This is a genomic window from Pseudomonas sp. DCB_AW (genome assembly GCF_026240895.1).
Taxonomy (GTDB): Bacteria; Pseudomonadota; Gammaproteobacteria; order Pseudomonadales; family Pseudomonadaceae; genus Aquipseudomonas; species Aquipseudomonas kermanshahensis.
The window spans coordinates 14,754-36,166 of the sequence record NZ_JAPFCE010000027.1 but is presented as its reverse complement, the minus strand read 5'-3'; the positions used below and the strand labels follow the sequence as shown (position 1 = coordinate 36,166).

At 62.1% G+C, this 21,413-nt stretch carries 24 protein-coding genes; 21 read left to right on the top strand and 3 right to left on the bottom strand.

Going from position 1 to position 21,413, the window contains the following annotated elements; genetic code table 11:
- Nucleotides 1-127: 127 nt before the first annotated feature.
- Entirely contained in the window at nt 128-1,552 is a 1,425-nt protein-coding gene (locus OO306_RS16105) for a class I adenylate-forming enzyme family protein (protein WP_265969319.1), read from the bottom strand.
- Nucleotides 1,553-1,903: 351 nt separating this feature from the next.
- Here OO306_RS16105 and OO306_RS16100 point away from each other — a divergent pair, with 351 nt between their 5' ends.
- Entirely contained in the window at nt 1,904-2,620 is a 717-nt protein-coding gene (locus OO306_RS16100) for a LuxR family transcriptional regulator (RefSeq protein ID WP_265969318.1), read from the top strand.
- A gap of 3 nt (nt 2,621-2,623) precedes the next feature.
- Here the strand turns inward: OO306_RS16100 and OO306_RS16095 are convergent, their stop codons facing one another.
- Nucleotides 2,624-2,854 carry a hypothetical protein gene (locus tag OO306_RS16095; RefSeq protein ID WP_027595536.1) on the bottom strand — a complete coding sequence of 77 codons (231 nt, stop codon included), beginning with the start codon at nt 2,852-2,854 and terminating at the stop codon, nt 2,624-2,626.
- A 138-nt stretch (nt 2,855-2,992) separates the two neighbouring features.
- Here OO306_RS16095 and OO306_RS16090 point away from each other — a divergent pair, with 138 nt between their 5' ends.
- Nucleotides 2,993-3,586 carry an acyl-homoserine-lactone synthase gene (locus OO306_RS16090; RefSeq protein WP_027595537.1) on the top strand — a complete coding sequence of 198 codons (594 nt, stop codon included), beginning with the start codon at nt 2,993-2,995 and terminating at the stop codon, nt 3,584-3,586.
- Nucleotides 3,587-3,709: 123 nt separating this feature from the next.
- Here the strand turns inward: OO306_RS16090 and suhB are convergent, their stop codons facing one another.
- Entirely contained in the window at nt 3,710-4,528 is an 819-nt protein-coding gene (gene suhB / locus OO306_RS16085; RefSeq protein WP_027595538.1) for an inositol-phosphate phosphatase, read from the bottom strand.
- Between the two features lie 151 nt (nt 4,529-4,679).
- Here suhB and trmJ point away from each other — a divergent pair, with 151 nt between their 5' ends.
- From trmJ to der, 19 genes are all read left to right on the top strand, one after another.
- A complete protein-coding gene (trmJ, locus tag OO306_RS16080) occupies nt 4,680-5,435 on the top strand; it encodes a tRNA (cytosine(32)/uridine(32)-2'-O)-methyltransferase TrmJ (protein WP_027595539.1) in 756 nt (251 codons plus the stop codon).
- Between the two features lie 3 nt (nt 5,436-5,438).
- Nucleotides 5,439-6,224, top strand: coding sequence for a serine O-acetyltransferase (gene cysE / locus OO306_RS16075; RefSeq protein ID WP_027595540.1), 786 nt, complete (start codon nt 5,439-5,441; stop codon nt 6,222-6,224).
- Nucleotides 6,225-6,403: 179 nt separating this feature from the next.
- Nucleotides 6,404-6,895, top strand: coding sequence for a Fe-S cluster assembly transcriptional regulator IscR (gene iscR, locus OO306_RS16070; RefSeq protein ID WP_027595541.1), 492 nt, complete (start codon nt 6,404-6,406; stop codon nt 6,893-6,895).
- A 47-nt stretch (nt 6,896-6,942) separates the two neighbouring features.
- Nucleotides 6,943-8,157 (top strand): IscS subfamily cysteine desulfurase, encoded by a 1,215-nt coding sequence (locus OO306_RS16065; RefSeq protein WP_265969317.1) that lies wholly within the window; start codon nt 6,943-6,945, stop codon nt 8,155-8,157.
- Between the two features lie 46 nt (nt 8,158-8,203).
- The gene (gene iscU, locus OO306_RS16060; protein WP_003248539.1) at nt 8,204-8,590 is read left to right on the top strand and encodes a Fe-S cluster assembly scaffold IscU; all 387 of its coding nucleotides are present in this window, start codon (nt 8,204-8,206) and stop codon (nt 8,588-8,590) included.
- 28 nt (nt 8,591-8,618) lie between these two features.
- Nucleotides 8,619-8,942: an iron-sulfur cluster assembly protein IscA gene (iscA, locus tag OO306_RS16055; protein WP_027595543.1), complete on the top strand. Its 324-nt coding sequence runs from the start codon at nt 8,619-8,621 to the stop codon at nt 8,940-8,942.
- An 8-nt stretch (nt 8,943-8,950) separates the two neighbouring features.
- Nucleotides 8,951-9,472 (top strand): co-chaperone HscB, encoded by a 522-nt coding sequence (gene hscB / locus OO306_RS16050; protein ID WP_027595544.1) that lies wholly within the window; start codon nt 8,951-8,953, stop codon nt 9,470-9,472.
- 42 nt (nt 9,473-9,514) lie between these two features.
- Nucleotides 9,515-11,377: a Fe-S protein assembly chaperone HscA gene (gene hscA, locus OO306_RS16045; protein WP_265969315.1), complete on the top strand. Its 1,863-nt coding sequence runs from the start codon at nt 9,515-9,517 to the stop codon at nt 11,375-11,377.
- Between the two features lie 3 nt (nt 11,378-11,380).
- A complete protein-coding gene (fdx, locus tag OO306_RS16040) occupies nt 11,381-11,722 on the top strand; it encodes an ISC system 2Fe-2S type ferredoxin (RefSeq protein WP_027595546.1) in 342 nt (113 codons plus the stop codon).
- Between the two features lie 10 nt (nt 11,723-11,732).
- Nucleotides 11,733-11,933: a Fe-S cluster assembly protein IscX gene (gene iscX, locus OO306_RS16035; RefSeq protein ID WP_024762959.1), complete on the top strand. Its 201-nt coding sequence runs from the start codon at nt 11,733-11,735 to the stop codon at nt 11,931-11,933.
- A gap of 90 nt (nt 11,934-12,023) precedes the next feature.
- Nucleotides 12,024-12,449, top strand: a complete 426-nt coding sequence (ndk, locus tag OO306_RS16030) for a nucleoside-diphosphate kinase (protein WP_012316140.1) — start codon at nt 12,024-12,026, stop codon at nt 12,447-12,449.
- A 28-nt stretch (nt 12,450-12,477) separates the two neighbouring features.
- Nucleotides 12,478-13,623: a 23S rRNA (adenine(2503)-C(2))-methyltransferase RlmN gene (gene rlmN / locus OO306_RS16025; RefSeq protein WP_027595547.1), complete on the top strand. Its 1,146-nt coding sequence runs from the start codon at nt 12,478-12,480 to the stop codon at nt 13,621-13,623.
- Between the two features lie 13 nt (nt 13,624-13,636).
- Nucleotides 13,637-14,398 carry a type IV pilus biogenesis/stability protein PilW gene (gene pilW / locus OO306_RS16020; protein WP_186675549.1) on the top strand — a complete coding sequence of 254 codons (762 nt, stop codon included), beginning with the start codon at nt 13,637-13,639 and terminating at the stop codon, nt 14,396-14,398.
- Entirely contained in the window at nt 14,395-15,411 is a 1,017-nt protein-coding gene (locus tag OO306_RS16015; protein ID WP_265969309.1) for a RodZ domain-containing protein, read from the top strand. Before pilW ends, OO306_RS16015 begins: the two co-directional genes overlap by 4 nt.
- Nucleotides 15,412-15,414: 3 nt before the next feature.
- Nucleotides 15,415-16,524, top strand: coding sequence for a flavodoxin-dependent (E)-4-hydroxy-3-methylbut-2-enyl-diphosphate synthase (ispG, locus tag OO306_RS16010; RefSeq protein WP_027595550.1), 1,110 nt, complete (start codon nt 15,415-15,417; stop codon nt 16,522-16,524).
- Between the two features lie 25 nt (nt 16,525-16,549).
- Nucleotides 16,550-17,839: a histidine--tRNA ligase gene (hisS, locus tag OO306_RS16005; protein WP_027595551.1), complete on the top strand. Its 1,290-nt coding sequence runs from the start codon at nt 16,550-16,552 to the stop codon at nt 17,837-17,839.
- A gap of 39 nt (nt 17,840-17,878) precedes the next feature.
- Nucleotides 17,879-18,520, top strand: coding sequence for a tetratricopeptide repeat protein (locus tag OO306_RS16000; protein ID WP_027595552.1), 642 nt, complete (start codon nt 17,879-17,881; stop codon nt 18,518-18,520).
- Nucleotide 18,521: 1 nt separating this feature from the next.
- A complete protein-coding gene (bamB, locus tag OO306_RS15995; RefSeq protein ID WP_027595553.1) occupies nt 18,522-19,664 on the top strand; it encodes an outer membrane protein assembly factor BamB in 1,143 nt (380 codons plus the stop codon).
- Nucleotides 19,665-19,781: 117 nt separating this feature from the next.
- Nucleotides 19,782-21,245 (top strand): ribosome biogenesis GTPase Der, encoded by a 1,464-nt coding sequence (der, locus tag OO306_RS15990; protein WP_027595554.1) that lies wholly within the window; start codon nt 19,782-19,784, stop codon nt 21,243-21,245.
- Nucleotides 21,246-21,413 lie beyond the last annotated feature (168 nt).

Sequence of the window (21,413 nt, the reverse complement as noted above, 5' to 3'; positions counted from 1 at the left end):
AAATCCCTTGTAGGAGCAGCCTTGTGCTGCGAAGAGGCCGGTGAAAACACCCTAGATCTACTGTGTTTTCACCGGCCTCTTCGCAGCACAAGGCTGCTCCTACAGTTGGCGCAGCTCAAGGCTGCTTCTACATCACTGGGTGAGCGGCTAGCAGCTTGCGAAGCCTGACGCGGTCCGGCTTGCCGGTGGGGGTCAAGGGTATTCGCTCGAGTACTGTGACGTTGGCATTGATCCCCAGTCGGTCCAGCCCCCCGCTCAGCTCATTCAACCGCTCCTGGGCGTCAGCGATGTTGGCTTGCACCACCACCTGGGCGCGTCGACGATCCTGCTCGTCGACCAGTATCACCACCCGTTCGAATTTCATGGCCTGTGCAATCTGCGCTTCGAGGGCCGGTGCGAACTGGGTGCCTTGTTTCGTCAGCAGGGCATCGGTCGCACGCCCCATGGGCATCAGGCTGCCGTCGGCCAGGCGCCGGGCGATATCGCCGGTGGCGTAGGCTTGGTCCTCGCAGGGAATGGGGGGAGGTGGGAAGTACCCCGAGCCGCGGTGTGCGGAGCGCGCGATGATTTCGCCGACCTCCGGTTGCGCAGGGTCCAACGCTTTCAATGTGACCTCGACATCACCCACCGGGCGCATGCCGCAACCCACTTGCAACCCAGGCGCGAAGTTGGCCAGGATCATGCCAAATTCCGTCGAACCATAGATCCGCTTCAGGTGCACACCTAAGTGGCGTTCGCACTCCAGCACCACATGGTCATCCAGGTAGGCCCCACCACAGAACGGTTTGCTCAGTGCTGGCAGGCGAATGCCGCGGCTTTGCGCGGCCTGGGCCAGCGCCAGGTACTGTGACGGCAACGCGCTCATCACGCTGATGCGTTGTTCGTGCAGGGTTTGCAGGGTGTTCTCGACCTGGGTGGCATCGCCCAGGTACAGCGTGGCGCCGGTCAGCAAGGCCGGGAACACATGCAGGTCCACCGCATGCCCGCCATCGAGGGTGTGGATGCTCAGGTAACGGGCACTGGCATCAAGGCCGGCGCTATCGACCCAGTGCATGATTTCCCGGTACAGCCTGTCCTGGCGCCACAGTGCAAGTTTGGGAGCCCCGGTGCTGCCGGATGTTTCCTGCATACGCATCAAGCCGGCGCAGTCACGCCAGGCGGGTGTCTTGAGGTTGACGGGTGTCGGCGAGTGCAGGGTAAAGCCAGGGATGCCCAAGCCCGCCGGCACGATGCCGGCTTCGGTCACCAGCAGGGCGGCACCGACCTGGCCCAGGCGCATGGCGCGCTGGTGGATGCTGCTGGCCACGCTTACAGGGCAATGAATCAGCCCCAGGCTGGCCATGGCGAACAACAGAGCGACATAACCGCTACTGTTGCCCAGTTGGGTGGCAACCACGTCGCCTTCGCGCAGGCCTGCGGCGTGCAGCCTGGCGCGCAATTGATCGATATCATGCAGCAGTTCGCCGTAGCTGCGGGTCTTGCCATGGCTGTCGACGATCGCCGGGTGGTCGCGATGGCGTGCAACCATGCTGAAGAACTGTTGCTGGAACATGCAGGGGTCTCCTTGAGGGGCAGCCGAACTACAGCTTCAGGTGTCTTCCCTTGCCGTCCATGTGCAAAGCGGTGCAGCCTGCCGGATGCAGGCTGGTGCCACGCTAGTTAATAGGCTGCGCGCGGCGCCTGGTACCTCCCAGAACAGGGAGGTTGTGGTGCGCCTGGCAGTTTTATTACTGTCTTCGACCGCCTGCGTCGGGTGGGTAACTCGTCGGCAGGCACAATTCGCACGTTGATTTCAAAGTGCCACGTAACTATCTTATCGACCCACCTGAATGAGGGAGTCGATATTCCCTCGCGTGTCGTCTCGCCATGAGACCACCGTCAAACGGTGCCTACGAGGAAGGGAATGGCCCTACTGGTAATGGATGAGCTGCTGAAACTCGGCGAAATGGAGCGCTTTGAGGACTGGCTGGCTCACCTGAAAATCCTGACCCGCAAGCTGGGTTACTCGAACTTTTTGATCGGCCTCAAACCTGCCCCCACGGACGCTTGTCAGCAGGTGCTGATCTACAGTGATTACCCCGATGCCTGGCGTACGCGTTACGACGCCGAGTCTTACGCGGCAGTCGACCCGGTCGTTCAGCATTGCCTGAACGCCAACCGGCCACTGCTGTGGAACCGCGACAACTATCGGGGGCCCTCAGAGTCGGAGTTCTTCGAAGAAGCCGCAGCGCACGGGTTGCAGCAAGGGCTGGCGCTGCCCCTGCATGGCCCGCGGGGCGAGGCGGGCATGCTGTGCCTCAAGCCGGATGAGAGCGGCGAGCAGGCGACTGCTGCAATGATCCAGTCCTTGCCCATGGCAACCCTGCTGCGCGATTACGCGATGGAAGGGATGCTCAGGGCACGCATTGAATGCTCCGAACCTGTGCACCTGACCACCCGGGAGAAAGAGGTGCTGCAGTGGAGCGCGGCGGGCAAGACTACCTGGGAAATCTCGATGATCTTGTCGTGCACGACCTCGGCCATCGACTTCCACTTCAAGAACATCCGCCGCAAGTTCCAGGTCAGCTCACGCCAGATGGCGGTGCTCAAGGCCATCCAGCAGAAGTCGATCACGCCCTGAGTATCACTGTGGGCGTTGGGCCAGGTCGCTCTCCTCGAGCCGGCCGCTAAGGTACAGGCGCAGCAGAATGTACACCGGCGCAGGCACTTGGCTGGTGCATTCGATGCGGCTGGCACAGGCCTGGCTGATGCCAAAGCGCGACCAGAACTCGGTCTGGCTCTGCTTGAGGCCCAGGCGCAGGCTGATGGCTTGATGGGCGACCTCGCGTACGGCGGAGGTATTGAGTAGCTTCATCCGGAATCCATCCTGCAAAAGCCGAAAAATTAACAAGCCCGAGTAACTTCGGCCACCTCCCAAATTAGGTAGGATTTTATTTATTCAGCGTGAATATACCGTGGGCGGCAACTCCAACCCCTGCCGGTATTTGCCCCTATGCTTATCTCCATTGATCGCCGCACTAACATCGACCCACAAGCGCTGAATGCGATGCACAAACTTCGGGCGCGTATTTTCAAGGTTAAAAAGATGTGGGACATCCCACTGATCAACGACATGGAAATCGACGGGTATGATGCGCTCGACCCCTATTACATGATCATCAACCGCGAGGACGAGGCGGGTTATGTGTGTGGCTGCTGGCGCATACTGCCGACGACCGGCCCTAACATGCTGGCGCACACCTTCCCAGAGCTGCTGCATGGGCACCCAGCGCCGTGCTCCGACGCGATCTGGGAGCTGAGCCGCTTCGCCATCGAGCTGCCAGACGGCAACCGGTTCGGCTTCTCCCAAGGCACCACGCAAGCGATTCACGCCATCGTCAACTACGCCATCAGTTGTGAGGTGAAACAGTTCGTCACCGTGACCACGGTGGGTGTGGAGAAGATGTTGATTCGCCTGGGCCTGGATATCAGTCGTTTCGGGCCGGCATTGCAAATTGGCGTTGAACGCGCGGTGGCACTGCGCATTGAATTGAATGATAAAACCACGGCGGCCTTGGAGGCGGCAATCAATAGCAACTGCCATTGAATAGACGCCGGGTGTATTCACGCTGACTTGCCATCAAGTTGTATGTCCCTCGCCATGCACAGCACACTTATAGCGCCCATAAAAAAAGCACCCCGAGGGGTGCTTTTCTAATACAGCCAGCGCTTAGCGCTTCATGCTCTCTGGCAGGTGCGGCTGAATAGCCGTCAATACCGCTTTAAAGCACTTGATGTTACCGGCGACGATGTGGCCTTTGTCGAGGAAGTCGTGGCCACCGTTGAAGTCGCTTACCAGACCGCCTGCTTCTTGAATCAGCAGTACGCCTGCAGCCATGTCCCACTCGGCCAGGCCCGACTCCCAGAAGGCATCGAAGCGGCCGGCGGCGACGTAGGCCAGGTCCAGGCTGGCGGAACCTGCGCGGCGGATGCCGGCGGTCTGGCCAGTCAGGGCGCGGAACATGCCCAGGTAGTTGTCCAGGTCGGCCATTTGGTTGTCACGGAACGGGAAGCCAGTACCCAGCAGGGCGCCTTCCAGGCTGGTGCGCGAGCTGACGCGCAGGCGACGGCCATTGAGCTGGGCGCCGCGGCCACGGCTGGCGGTGAATTCTTCCTGGCGAACCGGGTCGAGTACCACGGCGTGCTCGAGGCGACCACGGTATTTGCAGGCGATGCTGACGGCGAAGTGAGGGATGCCGCGCAGGAAGTTGGTGGTGCCGTCCAGCGGATCGATGATCCACAGGTAGTCCTTGCCTTCTTCGCCGGTGCCCGCGTGCATGCCGGTCTCTTCACCCTGGATGGAGTGGTTCGGGTAGGCTTTGCGCAGGGCGTCGACGATTTTCTGCTCGGCGGCGCGATCGACTTCGGAAACGTAGTCCTTGGCCTCTTTCTCATCGACCTTGATGCTATCCAGGCGTTCGATGGAGCGGAAAATCAGTTCACTGGCGCTGCGAGCGGCGCGCAGGGCGATATTCAGCATAGGCTGCATGGGCGGGTCACCTGGAGATGTTAAAGAAGAAAGCCGATCATTCTAGCAGAAATCTTTGACGGCAGAAGTGTCACATTTGCTTTCATGGCGTTACGTCCGTCGGTTCTGTAAGATCGAAGGCCCTGATATCAGCCTCTGAGAGCACAACACCGTGCTGCAAAATATTCGTGTTGTTCTGGTCAATACCAGCCACCCCGGCAACATCGGCGGCGCTGCACGTGCCATGAAAAACATGGGCTTGTCGCGCCTGGTGCTGGTGCAGCCGAAAGAGTTCCCTGCGGCCGAAGCCAGTGCACGTGCCTCCGGTGCCGACGATGTGCTGAGCAATGCCCAGGTCGTCGACAGCCTTGAGCAGGCGTTGGTCGGCTGTAACCTGGTCATGGGCACCAGTGCCCGCGAGCGCAGTATCCCTTGGCCGCTGATCGGCCCTCGCGAATGCGGGGCCAAGGCCGTGGAGCATGCGCTGGGCGGCGAGGAAATCGCCTTGGTGTTCGGGCGTGAACACGCCGGCCTGACCAACGAAGAACTGCAGCGATGTCACTTCCACGTGCACATTCCCTCGAACCCCGACTTCAGCTCGCTGAATCTGGCCGCCGCTGTCCAGGTGCTCTCTTATGAGGTGCGCATGGCTTGGCTGGCGGCCGAGGATGCACCGGCCAAAGTCGAGAAGGTCGACGCCAGCGAGCTGGCGACCATGGACGAAATGGAGCTGTTCTATGACCACCTGGAAAAGACCCTGGTGGACATCGGCTTCCTCGACCCCGAGAAGCCCAAGCACCTGATGGCGCGCCTGCGCCGGTTGTATGGGCGAAGCTCGGTCGAGCGTCCGGAAATGAGCATTTTGCGCGGCATCCTCACCGAGACCCAGAAAGTGGCTCGGGGCGAACCGCATAAAAGGAAGGGCTGACAGATGTTCGAACGTCTGCGTGAAGATATTCAAAGCGTATTCCACCGTGACCCCGCCGCGCGCAATGCCTTCGAGGTACTGACCTGCTACCCGGGCATGCATGCCATCTGGCTGCACCGGTTGGGTAATGCCTTGTGGAAACGTGATTTCAAATGGCTGGCCCGGCTGGTGTCGAACTTCGGCCGCTGGATGACCGGGATCGAGATCCACCCCGGTGCCACCATCGGCCGCCGCTTCTTCATTGACCACGGCATGGGCATCGTCATCGGCGAGACCGCTGAGATTGGCGACGATGTCACCCTTTACCAAGGCGTCACCCTGGGCGGCACCAGCTGGAACAAAGGCAAGCGCCACCCAACCCTGGAAAACGGCGTGGTGGTAGGCGCGGGGGCCAAGGTACTGGGGCCGTTCACTGTCGGCGCCGGGGCCAAGATCGGCTCCAATGCGGTGGTGACCAAGGCTGTGCCGGCGGGGGCGACTGCCGTCGGTATCCCGGGGCGTATTATCGTCAAGAGCGAAGAGACCGAAGTCGAAGCCCGGCGCAAGGCCATGGCCGAGAAGATCGGCTTCGATGCCTACGGCGTCAGTGGCGACATGCCTGACCCGGTCGCGCGTGCCATCGGCCAGATGCTCGACCACCTGCAGGCGGTCGATGAGCGCCTGGAGGGCATGTGCGGTGCGCTGACCAAGATGGGTAGCGATTACTGCGCCAAGGAGTTGCCGGCGCTGCCGGAAGATGACTTCACCGAAGTTGCCCAGGTCGCCCAGCGCGACACTCAGTCGCATTGATCGCGCCGCGCTGAAATCATAGTGACATACGGGGCGTGTGCGCACGCCCCTCGTCTGCTACAATCGCGGCCGCCTCCCGATGCAAAACCCGACTAAAGCAGTAGGTCTTATAGTTGACTTAAATGCTCGGGAATCGCATACTCGCTCACATCCTGTAACTCCCGTGGTACCCAATAGCCATGCGACTGACTACCAAAGGCCGATACGCCGTGACAGCCATGCTTGACCTGGCGTTGCACGCGCAGCATGGGCCGGTGTCTTTGGCCGACATTTCCGAGCGCCAGGGCATTTCCCTCTCTTATCTGGAGCAGCTGTTCGCCAAGCTGCGCCGCAGCAGCCTGGTATCCAGTGTGCGCGGTCCAGGCGGTGGCTATCAGCTGTCGCGGGGCATGGAAACCATCCAGGTGGCCCAGGTCATCGACGCGGTCAACGAATCGGTCGATGCCACCCGTTGCCAAGGCCTTGGGGATTGCCATGCCGGTGACACCTGCCTGACCCACCACTTGTGGTGCGATCTCAGCCAGCAGATCCATGAATTCCTCAGCGGCATCAGCCTGGCCGACCTCGTCAAGCGCCGTGAGGTGCAGGAAGTCGCCCAGCGCCAGGACCTGCGTCGTGTCGCAGGCCGATCCGCCCAGTTGGACAAGATTGAGACGTCCGCCGTCGACTGACCGTTATGACAGCGACGAGCGACGCCACCGCCTGATAGGAGATATCCATGAAGTTGCCGATCTACCTCGATTACTCCGCGACCACCCCGGTCGATCCCCGCGTTGCCCAGAAGATGGCTGACTGCCTGCTGGTCGACGGGAACTTCGGTAACCCGGCTTCGCGCTCCCACGTATTCGGCTGGAAAGCCGAAGAAGCGGTCGAGAACGGTCGTCGCCAGGTCGCCGAGCTGATCAACGCCGATCCGCGCGAAATCGTCTGGACCAGCGGTGCCACCGAGTCCGACAACCTCGCACTCAAAGGTGTCGCGCACTTCTATCAGACCAAGGGCAAGCACATCATCACCTCCAAGATCGAGCACAAGGCGGTCCTGGATACCGCTCGCCAGCTCGAGCGTGAAGGTTTCGAAGTCACCTACCTTGAGCCAGGCGAAGACGGCATCGTCACCCCGGCCATGGTCGAAGCCGTGCTGCGCGACGACACCATTCTGGTCTCGCTGATGCACGTCAACAACGAAGTCGGCTCGATCAACGACATCGCCGCCATCGGTGAGCTGACCCGCGCCCGCGGCGTGCTGTTCCACGTCGATGCCGCCCAGTCGGCCGGCAAGGTCGAAATCGACCTGCAAAAACTGAAAGTCGACCTGATCTCGTTCTCGGCGCACAAGGTCTACGGCCCTAAAGGTATCGGCGCGCTGTACGTCAGCCGCAAGCCGCGTGTGCGTCTGGAAGCGATCATCCACGGTGGTGGCCATGAGCGCGGCATGCGTTCGGGCACCTTGCCGACTCACCAGATCGTCGGCATGGGCGAAGCCTTCGCCATTGCCAAGCAGGAAATGGCCAGCGAGAACGCTCGCATCAAGGCCCTGAGCGACCGCTTCTTCAAGCAGGTCTCGGACCTTGAAGAGCTGTACGTCAACGGCAGCCAGACTGCCCGCGTACCGCACAACCTGAACCTGAGCTTCAACTACGTCGAAGGCGAGTCGCTGCTGATGTCCCTGAAAGACATCGCCGTATCGTCCGGTTCGGCCTGTACCTCCGCTTCGCTCGAGCCGTCGTATGTACTGCGCGCTCTGGGCCGTAACGACGAGCTGGCGCACAGCTCGATCCGCTTCTCCTTCGGCCGCTTCACCACCGAAGAAGAAGTCGACTACGCCGCGCAGAAAGTCTGCGAGGCCGTTAACAAACTGCGTGAGCTGTCGCCGCTGTGGGACATGTACAAAGACGGCGTTGACATCTCCAAGATCGAGTGGGCCGCCCACTAAGCAGTCGCCGGCAAGAGCGGCTCCCTGATGAGGAAGGAATTGCACCATGGCATACAGTGAAAAGGTCATCGACCACTACGAAAACCCGCGCAACGTCGGCAAGATGAATGCCGAAGACCCGGACGTCGGTACCGGCATGGTCGGCGCGCCGGCCTGCGGTGACGTGATGCGCCTGCAGATCAAGGTCAACGAGCAGGGCGTCATCGAAGACGCCAAGTTCAAGACCTACGGCTGCGGTTCGGCTATCGCTTCCAGCTCCCTCGCCACCGAGTGGATGAAGGGCAAGACCCTGGACGAAGCCGAAACCATCAAGAACACCCAGCTGGCTGAAGAACTGGCGTTGCCGCCGGTCAAGATCCACTGCTCGGTACTCGCCGAGGATGCCATCAAGGCAGCCGTTCGCGATTACAAGCAGAAGAAAGGCTTGATCTAAGTCGCCTGTTGCGAGGTAAGGAGTTCTGATGGCTATCAGCATGACAGAAGCCGCCGCCAACCACGTGCGGCGTTCCCTGGAAGGGCGCGGCAAGGGTGAAGGCATTCGCCTGGCCGTACGCACCACCGGCTGCTCGGGCCTGGCCTATGTGCTGGAGTTCGTCGACGAAGTGGCGGGCGAAGACCAGGTATTCGAGAACCATGGCGTGAAGGTCATCATCGACCCGAAAAGCCTGGTGTACCTCGATGGCACCGAGCTCGACTTCGTCAAGGAAGGGTTGAACGAAGGCTTCAAGTTCAACAACCCCAACGTGCGCGGTGAGTGTGGCTGCGGCGAAAGCTTCAACGTCTGAGGCTGGCTGTGGGTACTCCTTGTCATTACGCTCTGTTTGATCTCCAGCCGTGCTTCCGGTTGGACCTCGACAAGCTGGCCACTCGCTACCGCGAGCTGGCCCGCGAGGTCCATCCTGACCGTTTTGCCGACGCTTCCGAGCGCGAGCAGCGGGTAGCCCTGGAGAAGTCCGCGGCCCTCAACGACGCCTACCAGACGCTGCGCAGTGCGCCGCGCCGAGCCCGCTACTTGCTGGCAATCGGTGGCCACGAAGTGCCCCAGGAAGTCACGGTCCATGACCCCGACTTCCTGCTGCAGCAGATGCAGTGGCGCGAAGAGCTCGAAGAGCTGCAGGACGAAGCCGACCTCGATGGTGTTGCCGTGTTCAAGAAGCGCCTCAAGGGTGCGCAGGACACGCTGAACGAGGATTTCGCCGCCTGCTGGGATGTGCCTGCCGAGCGCGAGAAGGCCGAACGCCTGATGCGCCGCATGCAGTTCCTCGACAAGCTCGCCCAAGAAGTGCGCCAACTGGAAGAGCGCCTCGACGATTAACCCGGCGTTGCCCGTGATGACGCCTAAGGTATTCAGATAAGCATGGCCCTACTGCAGATCGCCGAACCCGGTCAAAGCCCTCAGCCGCACCAGCGCCGCCTGGCGGTGGGTATCGACCTGGGTACCACCAATTCTCTGGTCGCTGCCGTTCGCAGCGGTCGCAGCGAGCCCCTGCCTGATGTGCAGGGTAATGTCATTTTGCCGTCTGCGGTGCGCTACCTCGAAGGGCGCAGCGAAGTCGGGCAGGCTGCGCGCGATGCCGCTTCCAGCGACCCTTTGAACACCGTGCTGTCGGTAAAGCGCCTGATGGGGCGCGGCCTGGCCGACGTCAAGCAGTTGGGCGAGCAACTGCCGTACCGCTTCATTGGCGGTGAGTCGCACATGCCGTTCATCGATACCATCCAAGGGCCGAAAAGCCCGGTGGAGGTGTCGGCCGACATCCTCAAGGTGCTGCGCGAACGCGCCGAGCAAACCCTCGGTGGCGACTTGGTGGGGGCGGTGATCACCGTGCCAGCCTATTTCGACGACGCCCAGCGCCAAGCGACCAAGGATGCCGCGCGCCTGGCCGGCCTCAATGTGTTGCGCCTGCTCAACGAGCCGACCGCAGCGGCCGTGGCCTATGGCCTGGACCAGAACGCCGAAGGCGTGGTGGCCATCTATGACCTGGGTGGCGGCACGTTCGATATCTCCATTCTGCGCCTGACGGCCGGCGTCTTCGAAGTCCTGGCCACCGGTGGCGACACCGCCCTGGGCGGCGATGATTTCGACCACGCGATTGCCGGTTGGATCATTGAACAGGCTGGGCTGTCTTCCGACCTCGACCCGGGTACCCAGCGCCAGCTGCTGCAGGCCGCCTGCGCTGCCAAGGAAGCCCTGACCGACGCCGACGTGGTCAGCGTCAGCCACGGTGCCTGGCAGGGTGAGCTCAGCCGGGCCGCCTTCGATGCCATGATCGAGCCGCTGATCGCTCGCAGCCTCAAAGCCTGCCGCCGCGCCGTGCGCGACAGCGGTGTCGAGCTGGAAGAAGTGGGTGCAGTGGTCATGGTCGGTGGTTCGACCCGCGTTCCACGTGTGCGTGACGCTGTTGGCACACTGTTCGGCCGTACCCCGTTGACCTCGATCGACCCTGATCAGGTGGTGGCCATCGGTGCTGCCATTCAGGCCGACACCCTGGCTGGCAACCGCCGCGAAGGTGGCGAGTTGCTGCTGCTCGACGTCATCCCGCTGTCCCTGGGCCTTGAGACCATGGGCGGGTTGATGGAGAAGGTGATCCCGCGCAACACCACCATTCCGGTGGCGCGTGCGCAAGAGTTCACCACCTATAAAGATGGCCAGTCGGCCATGATGATTCACGTCCTGCAAGGCGAGCGCGAGCTGATCAGCGACTGCCGCTCGCTGGCGCGCTTCGAGCTGCGCGGCATCCCGGCCATGGTCGCCGGTGCGGCGAAAATCCGCGTGACCTTCCAGGTCGATGCCGATGGCCTGCTCAGCGTCGCTGCTCGCGAACTGGGCTCGGGCGTCGAAGCCAGCATTCAGGTCAAGCCGTCCTACGGCCTGACCGACGGCGAGATCGCCCGCATGCTCAAAGATTCGTTCGAGCACGCAGGCAGCGACAAGCAGGCCCGTCAGCTGCGTGAACACCAGGTTGACGGTGAGCGCCTGCTCGAAGCGGTACAGGGCGCCCTGGACGCCGATGGCGAGCGCCTGCTCAGCAGCGAAGAGCGCGAAGCCATCGAATTCCAGATGCAAGAACTACGTGATTTGCTGACCGGCACCGATGGCCCCGCCATCGAGCAACAGACCAAGCGTCTGTCGCAGGTGACCGATGCATTTGCCGCCCGTCGCCTTGATTCGACGGTCAAAGCCGCACTGGCCGGGCGCAACCTGAATGAGATCGAGGAGTAACCGATGCCGCTGGTGACATTCCTGCCGCACGAGAAGTTTTGCCCGGAAGGGCTGACCGTGGAGGTCGAGCCTGGGACCAACATCCTGGAGCTGGCCCACGAGCATCACATCGAAATGGAAAGCGCTTGCGGTGGGGTCAAGGCCTGCACCACCTGTCACTGTATTGTTCGCAAAGGTTTCGACTCGCTGGAAGAAGCGGACGAGCTGGAAGAGGACATGCTGGACAAGGCCTGGGGCCTGGAAGCCCAGTCGCGCCTCGGCTGCCAGGTGGTCGTCGCCGACCAGGACCTGACCATCGAGATTCCCAAGTATTCGCTCAACCACGCTGCCGAAGCGCCCCACTGAGGATTTTTGCATGAGTCTGAAATGGGTTGATGTACTTGAGATCGCCATCCAGCTTGCAGAAAGCAAGCCGGACGTCGATCCTCGTTATGTGAATTTCGTCGATCTGCACCGCTGGGTGCTGGCATTGCCAGAGTTCAGCGACGATCCGTCACGCGGCGGTGAGAAAGTGCTCGAGGCCATCCAGGCGGCCTGGATTGATGAAGCCGACTAAGCGCGTCGCTGCAGGTTAGGCAATCCCCTGAAACCCGCGTATAATTCGCGGGTTTAATTTTTAGCAACACTCATATTTCTGGAGTTTTCCATGGCTGTTCAACGTACTTTCTCGATCATCAAGCCTGACGCAGTTGCCAAAAACGTCATCGGCAAGATCACCACTCGCTTCGAAGAAGCTGGCCTGAAAATCGTTGCCTCGAAAATCAAGCAACTGTCCAAAGCCGAAGCCGAAGGCTTCTACGCTGAGCACAGCGAGCGCGGCTTCTTCGGCGACCTGGTTGCCTTCATGACTTCCGGCCCGGTTGTTGTTCAGGTTCTGGAAGGCGAAAACGCCATCGCTCTGAACCGTGAGCTGATGGGCGCTACCAACCCTAAAGAAGCTGCTGCCGGCACCATCCGTGCTGACTTCGCCGAGTCGATCGACGCCAACGCCGTTCACGGTTCGGACTCCGAAGCTGCTGCTGCTCGCGAAATCGCTTACTTCTTCGCTGCTACCGAGGTAACCACTCGCTAAGCGAAAGCTTACGGGTGAGGGTGAATCCATGACGACATCTACTGGCAAAATCAACCTGTTGGGCCTGACCCAGCCGGAAATGGAACAATTCTTCGACTCTATAGGGGAGAAGCGCTTCCGTGCCGGCCAGGTGATGAAATGGATTCACCATTTTGGCGTCGATGATTTCGCCGCCATGACGAACGTCGGCAAGGCCTTGCGCGAAAAGCTCGAGGCTGTTGCCGAAATTCGCCCACCGGAAGTGGTCAGTGAAGACATTTCCGCCGACGGCACCCGTAAATGGGTGATCCGCGTTGCCTCTGGCAGCTGCGTCGAGACCGTCTACATTCCTACCGACGACCGCGGCACGCTGTGCGTATCGTCGCAAGCCGGCTGCGCCCTGGACTGCAGTTTCTGCTCCACCGGCAAGCAAGGCTTCAACAGCAACCTCACCGCCGCCGAAGTGATTGGCCAGGTGTGGCTTGCCAACAAATCTTTCGGGACCGTCCCGGCCAAAGTCGACCGCGCGATTACCAACGTGGTCATGATGGGCATGGGCGAGCCTTTGCTGAACTTCGACAATGTCATCGCCGCCATGAAGATCATGATGGATGATCTGGGCTATGGCATTTCCAAGCGTCGCGTCACCTTGTCCACCTCGGGCGTGGTGCCGATGATCGACGAACTGGCCAAGCACATCGACGTGTCGCTGGCCCTGTCGCTGCACGCGCCGAACGACGAGCTGCGTAACCAGCTGGTGCCGATCAACAAGAAGTACCCGCTGAAGGTGCTGCTGGAGTCGTGCATGGGCTACATGGCCACCCTGGGTGGCAAGCGCGTGTTGACGGTCGAGTACACCCTGCTCAAGGACGTCAACGACCAGCCTGAACATGCCGCGCAGATGATCGAACTGCTGCGCGACGTGCCGTGCAAGATCAACCTGATCCCGTTCAACCCGTTCCCGCATTCCGGTTACGAGCGGCCGAGCAACAACGCCATCCGCCGCTTCCAGGACCTGCTACACCACGGTGGTTTCAACGTCACCACCCGTACCACCCGTGGCGAAGACATCGACGCCGCCTGTGGTCAGCTGGTCGGCCAGGTCAACGACCGTACCCGCCGCAGTGAGCGCTACATCGCCGTGCGCCAGCTCTCTGCCGACGCCGAGCTGCAAGACAGCGCCGCGCGCCACTGACCGAGAACTCGCCATGACCCTGCGCGCCGCGCTGTCGATCCTTGCGCTTTTGCTGCTGGCCGGCTGCGTGTCGGGCGGCGCAGGTGACCCGCTGGCCAGCCGCCAAGGGCGGCAAGAGGCGGGCAGGGCGTATGTGCAGTTGGGGCTTGGCTATTTGCAACAAGGCTTGACCGAACAGGCCAAGGCCCCGCTGGGCAAGGCGCTTGCCCTGGACGCCAGCGATGCCGGCGCGCATGCGGCGCTGGCGCTGGTGTTTCAGGCTGAAGGTGAGCCGGCCCTGGCCGAGCAGCACTTTCAAAAAGCCCTGCAGGCACGCCCTGGCGATACGCGAATTCGCAACAATTACGGCAGTTTCCTTTATGCTCAGGGGCGATTTGCCGAGGCCAAGCAGATGTTTCGCCTGGCCAGTGCCGATACCCTGTATCCTGAGCGCTCACGCGTGTACGAGAACCTTGGCTTGACCGCCCTGAAGCTCGAGCGTCGAGACCAGGCGCACGCCTATCTGCTCAAAGCGTTGCAACTCAACCCACGGCAACCCAAGGCGTTGCTGGAAATGGCTGAGTTGTCCTACGAAAACAGGCATTATGTGCCGTCCCTGGACTACTACGATCGTTTCAGCCAGTTGAGCGACCACGACGCCCGTAGCCTCCTGCTGGGCAGCCGCCTTGCCCGGGTGTTCGACGAGCAGGGCACATTGGCCAATTTGGGCCAGCAATTACAACGACTTTATCCCGGTACGCCGGAATATCAGCAATACCTGTCGGAGCAACGATGAACGCCGCGCATCCCGAAGTAGCCGTAGCGCCTGGCCAGAACCCCGGTGAGCTTTTGCGTCAGGCCCGTGAGAAGCGGGACTGGTCACAAGCCGAGGTGGCCCGCAAGCTCAACCTCACTGTCAGTTCGTTGAACCACGTTGAAACCGGCGCCTTCGACAAGTTGCCCGGGCACACGTTCGCCCGTGGCTATATCCGCGCCTACGCCAAACTGATGGACCTGGACCAAGCCACGCTGGTCGAGGCTTTCGACCGTTACACTGGCACCCACGCCAAAGGCAGCGAAGTGCATTCGCTGGGCCGCATCGAAGAGCCTGTACGCCTCTCGCACAACATCCTGCGCGGCGTCAGCCTGTTGCTGCTGGTGGCGGTGGTCGGTGGCGGCTTCGTGTGGTGGCAGGACCAAGGCAGCCTGCGTGGCAAGGACCTGGCCAAGATCGCCCTGGAGCACGTCGAAGTCGAGAGCGCCGACGGCACCACGCAGATTCACCCGCTGGACGAGCCTGAAGACCAGGCCGTGAGCGCCGGCCAGCAACCCGAGAGCGCCCCGTTGCCGCTGGAGCAGCCCGCAGGTGAACCGTCGGCCGCCGCTGCCGAGCAAGCACCCGCCAGCGCTGCGCAGCCCCCTGCAGCATCCGTAACACCAACCCCCGCTCAGCAGCCCCAAGCGGCCACCGCAGCCACTGCGCCAACGCCTGCGCTTGCTCCGGCAGCGCCAGCTGCAACCGCGCCCGCTGCCACTGTGCCCGCCGCGCCCGTCGCAGTGCCGGCCGGTAGCGCCAGTGTCTCGATTCAGTTCAGCGCCAATTGCTGGACCCAAGTCAACGACGGCAATGGCAAGGTGCTGTTCAGCGGCGTCAAGCGCAAGGGCGACAACCTCGAGCTGACCGGCAAGCCGCCGTTCGCGGTACGCCTGGGCTTTGCCCGTGGCGCGCAGGTCAGCTACAACGGCCAGGCCGTGGATGTTGCTCCGTTTACAAGCGGCGAGACTGCTCGCCTGAAGTTGGGACAGTAAGTCATGCACGGCGAATCTCCGATCAAACGTCGCGAATCCCGCAAAATCTGGGTCGGCAATGTGCCGGTGGGTGGTGATGCGCCCATCGCGGTACAAAGCATGACCAACACCGACACCAACGATGTCGATGCCACCGTCGGGCAAATCCAGCGCCTGGTGGATGCCGGTGTCGACATCGTGCGTGTCTCGGTGCCAGACATGGACGCCGCCGAGGCCTTCGGCCGCATCAAGCAACGGGTCAGCGTGCCGCTGGTTGCCGACATTCACTTCGACTACAAGATCGCCTTGCGTGTGGCCGAACTGGGCGTCGACTGCCTGCGCATCAACCCGGGCAACATCGGCCGTGAAGACCGTGTGCGTGCCGTGGTCGATGCGGCCCGCGACCGCGGTATCCCGATCCGTATCGGCGTCAACGCAGGCTCCCTGGAAAAGGACCTGCAGAAGAAGTACGGCGAACCGACCCCAGCCGCGCTGGTCGAGTCGGCGCTGCGCCATGTCGAGCACCTGGACCGCCTGGACTTCCAGGACTTCAAAGTCAGCGTCAAGGCCTCCGACGTGTTCATGGCCGTCGAAGCCTACCGCCTGTTGGCCAAGCAGATCATCCAGCCCCTGCACCTGGGCATCACCGAAGCCGGTGGCCTGCGCTCGGGGACAGTGAAATCCGCCGTCGGCCTCGGTATGCTGCTGGCCGAAGGCATCGGCGATACCATTCGTATCTCGCTGGCTGCTGACCCGGTCGAGGAAGTGAAAGTCGGTTACGACATCCTCAAGTCGCTGCATCTGCGTTCGCGTGGCATCAACTTCATCGCCTGCCCAAGCTGCTCGCGGCAGAACTTCGATGTGGTCAAGACCATGAACGAGCTGGAAGGGCGCCTGGAAGACCTGTTGGTGCCGCTGGACGTCGCGGTGATCGGTTGCGTGGTCAACGGCCCCGGCGAAGCCAAGGAAGCCCACGTAGGGCTGACCGGCGGCACGCCGAACCTGATCTACATCGACGGCAAGCCGGCGCAGAAGCTGACCAATGACAACCTGGTCGATGAGCTCGAAAAACTCATCCGCCAGAAAGCGGCCGAAAAGGTCGAAGCCGACGCGGCGCTGATCGCCCGTGGCTGACACACAGAATTCGTAAGGACTTTTCGTGAGCAAATCGCTGCAAGCCATCCGTGGCATGAACGACATCCTGCCTGAACAGTCGCCACTGTGGCGCTACTTCGAGGGCACCGTGGCCGGCCTGCTGGACACCTACGGGTACAGCCAGATCCGCACGCCGATCGTCGAGTTCACCGAGCTGTTCAAGCGCTCCATCGGTGAAGTGACCGACATCGTCGAAAAAGAGATGTACACCTTCGAGGACCGCAACGGCGATTCGCTCACCCTGCGCCCCGAAGGCACTGCCGCCTGTGTGCGTGCCGTGCTGGAACATGGCATCACCGGCAACGGCCAGGTGCAGAAACTCTGGTACATCGGGCAGATGTTCCGCCACGAGCGCCCACAAAAGGGCCGCTACCGCCAGTTCCACCAGATCGGCGTAGAAGTGTTCAACCTTGACGGGCCGGACATCGACGCCGAGCTGATCATGCTGACCTGGCGCCTGTGGGGCCTGCTGGGCATCCAGGACGCGGTCAAGCTCGAGCTCAACAGCCTGGGTACCAGCGAAGCCCGTGCCCGCTACCGTGATGCGCTGGTCGAGTTCCTCTCGGCACGCCTCGAGCAGCTGGACGAAGACAGCCAGCGTCGCCTGAAGAGCAACCCGCTGCGCATCCTCGACAGCAAGGACCAGAACACCCAGGCGGTGCTGGTTGGCGCGCCGAAGCTCGAAGATTACCTGGACGAAGAATCCCGCGTGCACTTCGAGGGCCTCAAGGCCCGTCTGGAGGCTGCCGGTATCCCGTTCGTGATCAACACCAAGCTGGTGCGTGGCCTGGACTACTACAGCAAGACCGTGTTCGAGTGGGTCACCGACAAGCTCGGCGCCCAGGGCACTGTCTGCGCCGGTGGCCGCTACGACGGCCTGGTCGAGCAGATGGGCGGCAAGCCGACCACCGGCGTTGGTTTCGCCATGGGTATCGAGCGCCTGATTCTGCTGCTGGAGACCCTGGGCAAGGTGCCCGAGTCGATCAGCCGTCAGGTCGATGTCTACCTCTGCGCCTTCGGCGAACAGGCCGAGCTGGCTGGCCTGCGCCTGTCCGAACGCCTGCGTGATCGTCTGCCGGGCCTGCGCCTGGTGGTCAACGCTGGGGGTGGCAGCTTCAAGAGCCAGTTCAAGAAAGCCGACAAGAGCGGCGCGCTGTTCGCCCTGATTCTTGGCGACGACGAGCTGGCCCAGCAAGCGATCGGCTTCAAGCCCCTGCGTGGTCAGGGCGAACAACAGAACATTGCCTGGGATGCTCTGGCTGAGCACCTGGAAACCGCGGTCGCACAGGCGTAACGCGGTCCAACAAGCGAATAGGCGAAAAGGAGTATTGGGGTGTCGAGTACCGATGATGATGACCTGGCAGGGGTCAAGGACTGGTGGAACCGCAACGGCAAGCCGCTGCTGACGGGCGCGTTGCTGGCCGGTGTGGTGGTACTGGGCTGGAATACCTGGCACAAGTACCAGAACAACCAGTCGCAAGGTGCCTCGCAGCTGTACCAGGCTTTGCTTGAAACCAGCCTGACGCCGAGTGGCCAGCCTGACGCAACCAAGGTCGCGGAACTGGCCGGCAAGCTCAAGAGCGAGTTCGGTGGTACCGCCTACGCCCAGTACGGCAGCCTGTTCGTGGCCAAGGTCGCGGTCGAGAGCGGCAAGCTCGACGACGCCGCTGCCGAGCTCAAAGCTGTGTTGGACAAGCCAGCCGATGCCACCCTGGGCGAGATCTCGCGCCAGCGCCTGGCCCGGGTACTGGCTGCCCAGGACAAGGCCGAAGAGGCACTCAAGCTGCTCGACGGCGACGCCGACAAGGCGTTCCTGGCCAGCCGCGAAGAATTGAAGGGTGACCTGCTGGTGCAGCTGGGTCGCGCCGACGATGCTCACAGCGCTTATGAGAAAGCCAAGGCCTCGCTGTCGGATGAAGCAGCGGTCGGTGGCCTGCAACTGAAGCTGGATGACTTGGCCAAAGGGGACGCGTGACGTGATCGGTTGGAAACAAGCAGCAGTGCTGACCCTGGCCGTACTGGCCGCGGGTTGCAGCAGCAACAGCAAGAAGGAACTGCCCCCGGCCGAGCTGACCAAGTTCACCGAGGAAGTGGTACTGAAGAAGCAGTGGAGCCGCTCGATCGGTGACGGCCAGGGCGAGACGTACAACACCCTGGTACCGGCCATCGAAAACGACCGTATCTACGCCTCCGACGTCAACGGCGAAGTCTTCGCCCTCGACCGTATCACCGGCGACGTGGTGTGGAAAAAAGACCTGGACCTGCAAGTGTCGGGCGCTGTCGGCGTGGGTTACGGGCTGGTCATGCTCGGCACCCTCAAAGGCGAAGTCATCGCGCTGGACTCCAGCACCGGTGAAGAGCGCTGGCGTTCGCGCGTGACCAGTGAAGTGCTGGCACCGCCCGCCAACAACGGCGACGTGGTGGTAGTGCAGACCCAGGACGACCGCCTGATCGGCCTCGATGCCGCGACCGGCGACCGCCGCTGGATCTACGAAAACACCCCGGCCGTACTGACCCTGCGCGGCACCGGTGCACCGATCGCGACCAACCGCCTGGCGGTTGCCGGTCTGTCCACCGGTAAAGTGATCGCGGTGGATATCAACAACGGCGTGCCAGTGTGGGAGAGCCGTGTGGCCATCCCGCAGGGGCGTTCCGAGTTGGACCGCGTGGTAGATATCGACGGCGGCCTGCTGCTGTCCGGTGGTACCCTGTACGTCAGCACCTACCAGGGCCGCGTAGCGGGCCTGGACCTGGAAAGCGGCCGCGTGCTGTGGCAGCGTGATGCGTCCAGCTACGTGGGTGTCGCCCAGGGTTACGGTAACGTCTATGTCAGCGAAGCCTCGGGTACCGTTGAAAGCGTCGACGAGCGCTCTTCCAGCGCCCTGTGGACCAACGATTCCATGGCTCGCCGTCAGCTGTCGGCACCGGAAGTGTTCTCCAGCTACGTGGCTGTCGGGGACTTCGAGGGTTACCTGCACCTGCTCAGCCAGGTCGATGGTCGCTTCGTCGGCCGTGAACGAATCGACAGCGATGGCCTGCGCGCCCGGCCCCTGGTGGTCGGCGACACCATCTACGTCTTCGGCAACAGCGGCAAGCTCGAGGCACTGACCGTCCGCTGAAGCTAAGCTCAAGACCGCCAACGGTCTTGAGCCGCGGTGTAGGAAACGCCGCACAAACTCCGGCCGCTGCCTTGCAGCGGCCTTTGCATTTTCAAGAATTCAAGAGTGGAGAGCCGCATGGTTCCCGTAATCGCCCTGGTGGGACGGCCGAACGTCGGCAAATCCACCATGTTCAACCGCCTGACCAAGACCCGCGATGCCATCGTCGGTGACCTGTCGGGCCTGACCCGTGACCGCCAGTATGGTGATGCCTCCTGGCAGGGTCGTTCTTTCATCCTGATCGACACCGGCGGTATCACCGGTGACGAAGTGGGCATGGACGAGAAAATGGCCGAGCAGTCGCTCATGGCCATCGAAGAAGCCGACTATGTGCTGTTCCTGGTCGATGCCCGTGCGGGCATGACCGCAGCCGACCAGATGATTGCCGAGCACCTGCGCAAGCGGAACAAGTCGGCGATTCTGGTTGCCAACAAGATCGACAACATCGACCCCGACGTTGCGCGCGCCGAGTTCTCGCCGATGGGCATGGGCAACGCCATTCCGGTGGCGGGCTCCCAGGGCCGTGGTATCAACGCCCTGATGGAAGCCGTGCTCGGCCACCTGCCGCGTGATGCCGAGGACGAAGCCCTCGACCAAGACGTCGCCGAAGGCGAGGAAGCCGCGCGCATTCCTGGCCCAAGCGAAAAAGATGGCATCAAGATCGCCATCATCGGCCGCCCGAACGTCGGCAAGTCGACCCTGGTCAACCGCATGCTCGGCGAAGAGCGCGTGGTGGTCTACGACGAGCCGGGCACCACCCGAGACAGTATCTACATCCCGTTCGAGCGCGATGGCGACAAGTACACCTTCATCGACACCGCCGGGGTGCGCAAGCGCGGCAAGATCCACGAGGAAGTCGAGAAGTTCTCGGTGGTCAAGACGCTGCAGGCGATCAAAGACGCCAACGTGGTCATCTTCGTCATGGATGCCCGCGAAGGTGTGGTTGACCACGACCTGAACCTGCTGGGCTTTGCCCTCGAAGCCGGCCGCGCCATCGTCATCGCCCTGAACAAATGGGATGGCATGGAGTCGGGTGAGCGCGCCTACGTGAAGACCGAGCTGGAGCGCCGGCTGTTCTTCGTCGATTTCGCCGACATCCACTTCATTTCCGCGCTGCACGGCACGGGCGTGGGCAACCTGTACAAGTCGGTACAGGCCGCGTTCACGTCGGCGGTCACCCGTTGGCCAACCAGCCGCCTGACGCAGATCCTCGAAGATGCGGTCAGCGAGCACCAGCCGCCGTTGGTCAATGGCCGCCGCATCAAGCTGCGTTATGCCCACCTGGGCGGCGCCAACCCGCCGCTGATCGTGATCCACGGCAACCAGACCGAAAGCATTCCCAAGTCGTACTCGCGTTACCTGGAAAACACCTACCGCCGCGTGCTGAAACTGGTCGGTACGCCGATCCGCATCGAGTACAAAGGCGGTGAGAACCCGTACGAGGGCAAGAAAAACACCCTCACCGATCGCCAGGTCAACAAGAAGCGCCGCTTGATGTCGCACCACAAGAAGGCCGAGAAGAAGCGCCGCGACAAGCGCTGATTTCGCGTCGACTTCTTCGCGGCTAAAGCCGCTCCCACAGGGATAGCGCAGTCATCGAGTGCAGCGCAGTACCTGTGGGAGCGGCTTTAGCCGCGAAGGGGCCCTTTGATCCAAAGCAATCCCCCTATTGTTTCAACCTTTTTCCTGACCGCTCGATCCGCTATGCTC